We start from the raw sequence: 7,781 nt of genomic DNA, 5'->3' as shown, positions 1-7,781 counted from the left end.
AATCCAGATACTTTTTTTTCCCACATCAAATAAGCCATAAGTATTGCGGCGAGGTGGCGGCTGGAAGATCAATTGAAAACCGTAGCTGACAAGGGTCTGCTCAAGACGCAAGAATTCCTTGTCCTTGCGATAATTCGGAAATGCCAAAGCTTCTGCATTGATCTGTCCAATGGCTTGGCGATGAAACGGAACTATAAGGGAAAAGTTGAGGAGGAGTAATAGTCCAATAGTTTTGGTTCGTCTCATGAAGATCTGCAAACGACATAAGAAACAAGGAATTATTTCTATTCATAAGCAAAAGTTAAATAACCATCTCATGGCCATTTGGCGCAGGAGCTACAGGAATACCATTATCTGATGAAGTCTCATTAGACACCTCCAAAAAGTGCTCATTGATGAGCTGCTGGAAGGTCGTGACACTTGTCTGCCAAAGCTCAATACGCTCCTTGATACTGTGGAGACGCTTTTCCTTAGCATCTCCAATCACGGGGTAGCTGAAGTTCCCCGAGAAAATGACTGCTGAACCAGATGCTTGCTCTTTGGCATTTAGCTTAGCTTCATTGATGGCCAAGTTGAGAGTGCCTTGGTCCAGGACATAGCTGAGTTGAAGGGCTGCTTGAGCAGGTGCTTGGCCCAACTCCTGCCAAGATCCCTTGGCTAAGAGCTTGTGGAATAAGAATTCATGAGCCTTATGCTCGCTCTCTAAAAAAGGGACTATCCCCCGAGGATTAATCCCCACACCTTGATAATCAGCATTGGGAAGTTTTACCACAAACTTAGCTGCGATTGTATTGATCTCAAACTGAGGTTGTTCTTGGGTTGCAAACGCTTGGGCAAAGGTTACCCGATTGGGTTGAGCCATAATTCGAGTTCCGTTGGTATAGGCAATTTGAGCACCATTGCTCGCGAATACAGGTTCCTTTTCATACTGCCAATCTGAGGGAACGATATCGCTGTATTTGAGGAAGTCAGGACTGAGAATAGTAGGACTCAGACCTTTAGCTGCAATCGTAATACTGATTTCTTGAATCGATAATTTCATCTCTTTGTCATCCTTGCTAACGGAAAATCAATACTGAACAGGTCCAAATCCAAGGCTGTACATCTTGTCAATAAAGGGGGTAATTGCAACCACCCAACCGCAATTACCCCTATAGATCTTCCAAGTTCCAGAAGATCCATACCTTCAGTCCTAGGCTACAAACGCAAAGTTGCTCTCATCAAGGGCGGTCGTTCCTAGAACTTGAGCAACCACCGTGCCGTCAATCGCAATCTCAGTGTTGTTGCCAGCGTTGGTTAAGGTCAGCTCTCTAAAGCTCAAACCACCCAGACCTGAAATACCAATCACATCTACACCAAGCTCAAAGTCCATGATCGTATTGGCAGATGTGGGAACTTCACCATTCACGATCCAGAATTGATCCGCGCCTTCACCACCAGCAATTAGGTTGTCTCCCCCTAGGCTAGCGAAGAAGCGGTCATTTCCTTCCCCTCCAAGGGCTCGACCATTACTGCCCAGATAGAAGTCATCATCTCCCAAACCACCAGAAATACGGTAGTTGCTGGCATCTGTGGCATCAAGGACATCATTGCCATCGCTACCAAAGGCCCGATCTCCGTCAGCGACATAGACGATGTCATCGCCACTACCAAGGTCAATACGGTTACCCCCTGCGTTCTGGCCTGCCAGAGGAGTATCGACTTCATCATTGCCAGCACCAGCGAAAACGAGGTCATTGCTACCGTCAAAACTAGGGGTAATGGTGGGAATAAGGGCGTCATCGTCGCTGCTTCCAGCTACAAGATTACTCGAATCACTAGGTGTATCAACCTCAGAAATCTGCACCCGTTGACCCAGCTCATCCAGGCCAGCTCGGGTATTACCAATGTAGGTTTCACCGACGCGACCCGTATCTAGAAGCTCTTGGGTTGTGCGGGTCAAGAACGCAACATCTTCATGGGAGCTAAAGCCGATGGGGAAGCCAAACTCATCGGCCCAGTCATCAAAATGGAGGTGGGGTGGGGGCACTTCCCCTTGAGAGTTGAATTCGGGGCGTGACCAAAAATTGAGGCCGCTAAAGCCATCACCCACCGGAGTCTTTTCACCGATGTTGATGCCGTCTGGCCCCAGGAAGAAGCCGTCTTGGAGAATCTCTTGGGTATTGGTGTCGAAGGCGAAGTTGAACTCGGGGAAGGTGAGGTGGTTTTCTTCGTAGGTGCGTAGGAGATTGCCGTCGGGGTCGAAGAAGGAAACATCGAAGTCGGTGAGGTCTTCTTCGCGGACGATGCCGTCGGTGTAGGTTTGGCTGGCATCGAAACTGAAGCTGCCTTCGATACTGAAACCTGCGATTTGGCCTGTCCAATCGAAGTTGAAGGTGACTTCTTCGGTGGGGACTATCGTATCAACGATGTCCACAACTTCATTGACGAAAAGCTCAAAATTCTCATCACCTGTAAGCGGATCGAAGGCAAGCTGAGAGATAACTAGGTCACGGCTAGGGATGGCGATCGCTCTCTGCCCAAAGCCCCCGCTAGCAAAGAAGGCGTCGGTGGGCAAATCTAATGCACCATTGATATTGTTTCGCCAGTAGGCACCAAAGTCCTCACGACCGGGTGAGGGTTGATACACAAAGTTAGTCCACTCCTCGGACAATACTTGAGTTCCCCCAAACATGCCCTTTTGCAAATGCACCAGCGCCAGCCGTGCCAGATCACGGGCGGTCGAATAGAATGCTCCTGATGAGAGGAAGTTGCCGTAGAAATCCGTCTCAATAAAAGACGAACGCATGCCCAGGGGTTCAAAGACTTCACGAGCAAAGAATGCCAACTCGTCTTGGGACGTCGCCTTGGCAAAGGCAAGACGCGCAACAGCAGTGGCAATCAGAGGATTTGCATTGCGGTAGGCGTATTCGGTACCGGGAGCAAATGCTCCTGGCTGAACTTCTACCGCATCAGCGACGGTGTCAAACCCTTCGCTGTAGATAAACGTATGCTCGTTATCTGGAGAGAAAAAAGCAGTTAAACTTCGGTCAAACTGCTGATCGAGTCCGCTGGACATGTTCAGCAAATTGCGAATGGTGATCTGCTGGCGCTCATCATTAGCCCATGCCTCGACGGGGATTCTTTGATCGAGATCGAGATATCCTTGGTCAATCATGCGGCCAATGGCCGTGGCGACCACACTCTTGCCTGTAGACCAGGCACGTTGGGGAACCAATGGGCCGTATCCTGGTGCGTATCGCTCCCCCACCAGCTCCCCCTGGTGAACGACGGCGATCGCCCGTATTCCTGTGCGGTCTATGTGGGCATCGAGCGCTGCCTCAAGTGCTGTTTTATCGATAAGACTGTCGCCCTCTACAATGGTCTCTCCCAACGGCCAGAGGGCATCTTCAGGGGGACCTAACCACTCAATGCTTTGGGGAGTGAAGGCAAGGTCGTTCACTCCGACCGGTAATATGATGGATCCTTGGGATTCAGTATGTATGGCGGTGCGATCTGGTAGCCCGGGATGCGATACGGTTACGGTCTTTTGGATCTCGTCTATGGTCACTTCTATGAGGCTGGGAGTGAACCCTGAAGCTGCAAGCCCAAGCAATGCGACCTCAGTAGCTAGAGTAGGTTGGATATCCCCATTAGCCCCGAACACTCGGGTAGAGATCTCCTTGGCAACCAATGCCGTTGCATATTCAACCGGAGACCCACTAAATTCAGGACCAGGCGGTGTTGGATTATCGGGATTCACAGAAAGAAGAATAGTCGGAGGTGCCTCCAAGCTGCCGCCGGGTAGCTCATCGGGCTCAGCCATAACGTTAATGGACACATCAGCGGTATCGCTGCCACCGTTGCCATCGCTAACGGCGTAGCTAAATCTGTCAACGCCAACAAAGTCAGCCTTGGGAGTGTAGCTAAAGGAGCCGTCATCGTTGAGAGAAATGCTGCTGATGGTGGCATCGGACGAGATCGCCACAGTTAAACTATCCCCATCCCCGTCGTTGTCGTTGGCTAGCAGGCCCGTCACCGCATCAACGGATAGGGTTTCACCCGCTGTTGCACTGTAGGAATCATTACTAGCCACAGGGGCCACATTGCTCGGTGTGGGCGGCTCAGGAGGTTCAGGCAAATTACCCGGTAGCTGACTTTCAGTATCGACAAACAGCACCGTACTGCTGGCTGCATTGGCATCGACTGTGTAGTCACTAATGCCGACAATTGAGGCTTGATCTTCGGTCGGAATCTGGTCCGCCGCAATCAATGAAAATTCTGCTTCGACCAGGCCATCGAAAAGTTCCTGTGGCGGTACCGTGTCTTCATCATCGCGGATATTAATGGTAAATGTAGCAAATTCTGCACCAGGGGAAATGGTGAGTGCAACACCGGATCGGTCATCATTTCTCTGAGGAAGTGGGAAAAAATCAATATTTTCAAGCTGGGGATTTGCTACCAATGCGGGAAAGTCGAGACGATTAAGGATGCCTGGAACATCACTATCCAAGAAGACCCTTAATCCATCCGCAGGGGCAACGTCATCCAAGTCGAAACGAACCGTTAACGATGTCTCTTGATCCTCAACGAGGGCATTAAGATCACCATCAAATGTAGTTGATGTGGACAGACTAATCTTTACCATAAATTGCTTTTCTCCAGGGTCCAAAATAGTGCAACGTTAATATCCGACTGTGAGAAGCAGAAAAAGGCCTCCGGAAACGATCCATATAAATTTATGTCATAGAGCTGAAACTATTACTATATAAAGATTGTAGAGGTGAGATTTTAAAAATCTCTTGGTCACGGAGTTCAGCTTCTTCATTTAGTTCGAAATTATGGTCAGTGGATCATGTTTTATTCATTAATTTCCTAGATACCTAAGAACGCCTGGAATAACTGCTATGAAGTCGTTTCAGGTATTTGAGAGTAGGCGACGGATTTAAGCGGGGAAAAATAGCTGTTTTTTCGAAAACCTCCAAAATCGACTTTTTACCTTATTCCTGTCCTCAAAATCATACGATTTTGACTTCACCGTTTTAAAATTTTGAAAAATTGAAGACTGTATTACTTGTCTCTGCTGTATTTCAGCCCTATGACATAAAATTATGCATGTCGTTGGCTGACCCCAAAAACAAACCTTCAGATTCACCAGCTTTTCTGAAACTCTTGGAGGGCGCTTGGTAATGGTTAGTTTTTCGTTAGCCCTCATTACTGAAATTCGTAATAGCCAGGGCATTGTAGGGCAGATAACAGCTTTATGGATCTTCTAGCCTCAGGTAACTTCCTAAGCCAAATTTTTATTGAATCGAATAATTAGACCTCTTGCAATATTCGTTTCATGGTGTGCTTCTAACTCAATAAATGCTGCGTTCTGACTTAGATTTTATCGGTAGCTGAATTATGCAAGAGGTCTACTGAACAGGCCCAAATCCAAGACTGTACGTTTTTTCATATAAGGGGGCAATTGCAACCACCCAAACGCAACTACCCCTGTAGACCTTCCAAGTTCCAGAAGATCCATACCTTCAGTCCTAGGCTACAAACGAGAAGTTACTCTCTTCGAGGGCGGTCGTTCCTAGAACTTGAGCAACCACCGTGCCGTCAATCGCAATTTCGGTGTTGTTGCCAACGTTGGTTAAGGTCAGGTCACTAAAGCTCAAGCCACTCAGACCTGAAATACCAATCACATCTACACCAAGCTCAAAGTCAACGATAGTATTGGCGGCAGTGGGAACTTCACCATTCACAATCCAAAACTGATCTGCACCTTCCCCACCATTGATGAGGTTGTCTCCCCCTAGGCCAACGAAGAAGCGGTCATCTCCGTCACCTCCTAGGGCGCGACTATTGCTGCCCAGATAGAAGTCATCGTCACCCAGGCCGCCAGAGATCCGATAGTTGCTGGCATCGGTGGCATCAAGGACATCATTACCTTCACTGCCAAAGGCCCGATCTCCGTCAGCGACAAAGACGATGTCATCACCACTACCGAGATCAATGCGGTTACCTCCAGCAGTCTGACCTGCTAGAGGAATGTCGACTTCATCATTGCCAGCACCAGCGAAAACGAGGTCATTGCTGCCATCGAAGCGAGGGGTGATAGTAGGGAGGAGTACGTCATCCCCATTCGTACCTGACACCAAGGACTCTTCTACTGGCGTAAGTTCAGCATCAGTGAGGCTTAGCGTAATCGATCCATTTAAGTCTGATACCTCGTAAACTTCACCATCAACCACATCGAAGGTTATAGTCTCCAATCCTTCGTCAGGGCCATCATCGAAGACAGACAAAGTGATGCTGGCATCAGAATCAATCAGCGTTGCTAGGAAAGCACCCGCGCGGTCATCCCCTACTTCTGGGATCCCGGCTATGCCAGTGGTCGTAAAGGCCGGGGTACCGTCCTCGTTGAAGAGATTAAACTCACCCAGAACACCATCCATATTTCCGTCTACTAGGACAGTTAAGCCCCCTTCAGGGATGTCACCCTCTACGCTGAAGTTGACGGTAAACTCTTCTCCTTCCTGAAGTTCTGTTTTACTCACTGACAGTCCAACCGTAGGACCTACACCAGGGCCACCATTATCATCTGTGAGGGTCAGGGTGTCTGACCCTGCTTCAGCACTGACGATATAGTTTGAATCCACCAGCCCGGCATCATTGGCAACTATATTAAAGGTAAAGGTGCGGTCAGCTTCTTCAATCACGTCATTTGCAATTGTTCGGGTCAAAATCGCCTCATTTTGAAGCAGGTTCAATCCCACCACACCTTGTTCGGGGAAAAATCCGAGGGACTCCATGCCAATGAGTTCTTGAGGGAAACGGCCATCAAGCTGGTCTAGAATTTCTATCAAATCATTGCCTTCAGCTCCAAACAGAATGGGAAGTCCACCATCAGGGATATCACCCTCCACCACAAATCGGAATTGAGTGGTCAAGGGTGCATCTTCTTCCGATACAGCTTCAGGCTCGATGATTAAACTTACGATGGGTAAAGGAGGGCCAGCGGCAACAATTTCGGCATCAATACGGGTATCCCCCACATCAGCACCAATCGCATCATTGAGACCTAAAATTCCAGCCAACTCCGGAGCCAGCAATAAATCAGCATCGGCAATGGTCAGATCGTTTTCCGTCACCAATAACCGCTCGGGAGCGCTGACGTCAAAGAGAACATCAATCCCTAAGCCATCATCAAGGGTATCAGCCACGAAGAAGCCGCTATTGTTCTCGCTGATGCGTGTTTCATCAAACCCAATCGCAAAATCTCCGATGGTCAGCAGAACATCCCCGCCTACTAAGAAGGTAATATCGCCTGTATGTTCAATGGTGCCGCCTGCTGTAAGGGAGGGGACGGCATCGAACGTGAAGTCGGTGGTGGGTGCGATCGCAAAACCAAGCTGAAACTGATTCGAAAAAGGATCCCCCGTGGGCGTAGCATTTTGAATCACTAGCCCAGCCTGCTCAAACAGTGAAAAGTCAAGAAATAGGCTGGTTGTTCCATCTACCACTTCAAACGAACCAGCTTCATTCTCAGGGAAATCAACCGTGATAGGGCTACCAAGCTGATCTAAAGTGTCTTGAATGGAATCAAGATAGGTCTCGCCGACTTTACCGGTCTCAATTAACTCGGCTGTCGTTTGGGTTAAGAAGGCGATATCTTCATGGGTACTGTAACCTAAGGGGAAGCCAAACTCATCTGACCAGTCATCCACATGAATCAACGAAGAAGACGTCTCCTTCGACTTGCTCCAAAGATTCAGTCCAGTAAACCCATCACCCACCGCAGTCTTTTCACC

At 48.7% G+C, this 7,781-nt stretch carries 2 protein-coding genes and 2 pseudogenes; all 4 read right to left on the bottom strand.

The window, feature by feature from the left end:
- Nucleotides 1-246, bottom strand: a pseudogene (locus Q0991_RS04450) (hypothetical protein); the annotation flags it as partial.
- 55 nt (nucleotides 247-301) lie between these two features.
- On the bottom strand, nucleotides 302-1,042 hold the full coding sequence (locus Q0991_RS04445) for a hypothetical protein (protein ID WP_299485891.1): 741 nt from the start codon (nucleotides 1,040-1,042) through the stop codon (nucleotides 302-304).
- A gap of 150 nt (nucleotides 1,043-1,192) precedes the next feature.
- Nucleotides 1,193-4,627 (bottom strand): serine hydrolase, encoded by a 3,435-nt coding sequence (locus tag Q0991_RS04440; protein ID WP_299485889.1) that lies wholly within the window; start codon nucleotides 4,625-4,627, stop codon nucleotides 1,193-1,195.
- A gap of 889 nt (nucleotides 4,628-5,516) precedes the next feature.
- Nucleotides 5,517-7,781: pseudogene (locus tag Q0991_RS04435) on the bottom strand (hypothetical protein); the annotation flags it as partial.

It is taken from the genome of Acaryochloris sp. IP29b_bin.137 (assembly GCF_028285745.1).
Classification (GTDB): Bacteria; Cyanobacteriota; Cyanobacteriia; order Thermosynechococcales; family Thermosynechococcaceae; genus Acaryochloris.
Note: the sequence above shows the minus strand (reverse complement) of the source record. Positions and strands in the feature narration are given on the sequence as shown.

Bases quoted from the DNA above. Each gene is read 5' to 3' on its own strand.
- Q0991_RS04440 (WP_299485889.1), bottom strand. From the start codon at position 4,627: ATGGTAAAGATTAGTCTGTCCACATCAACTACATTTGATGGTGATCTT.
- Q0991_RS04445 (WP_299485891.1), bottom strand. From the start codon at position 1,042: ATGAAATTATCGATTCAAGAAATCAGTATTACGATTGCAGCTAAAGGT.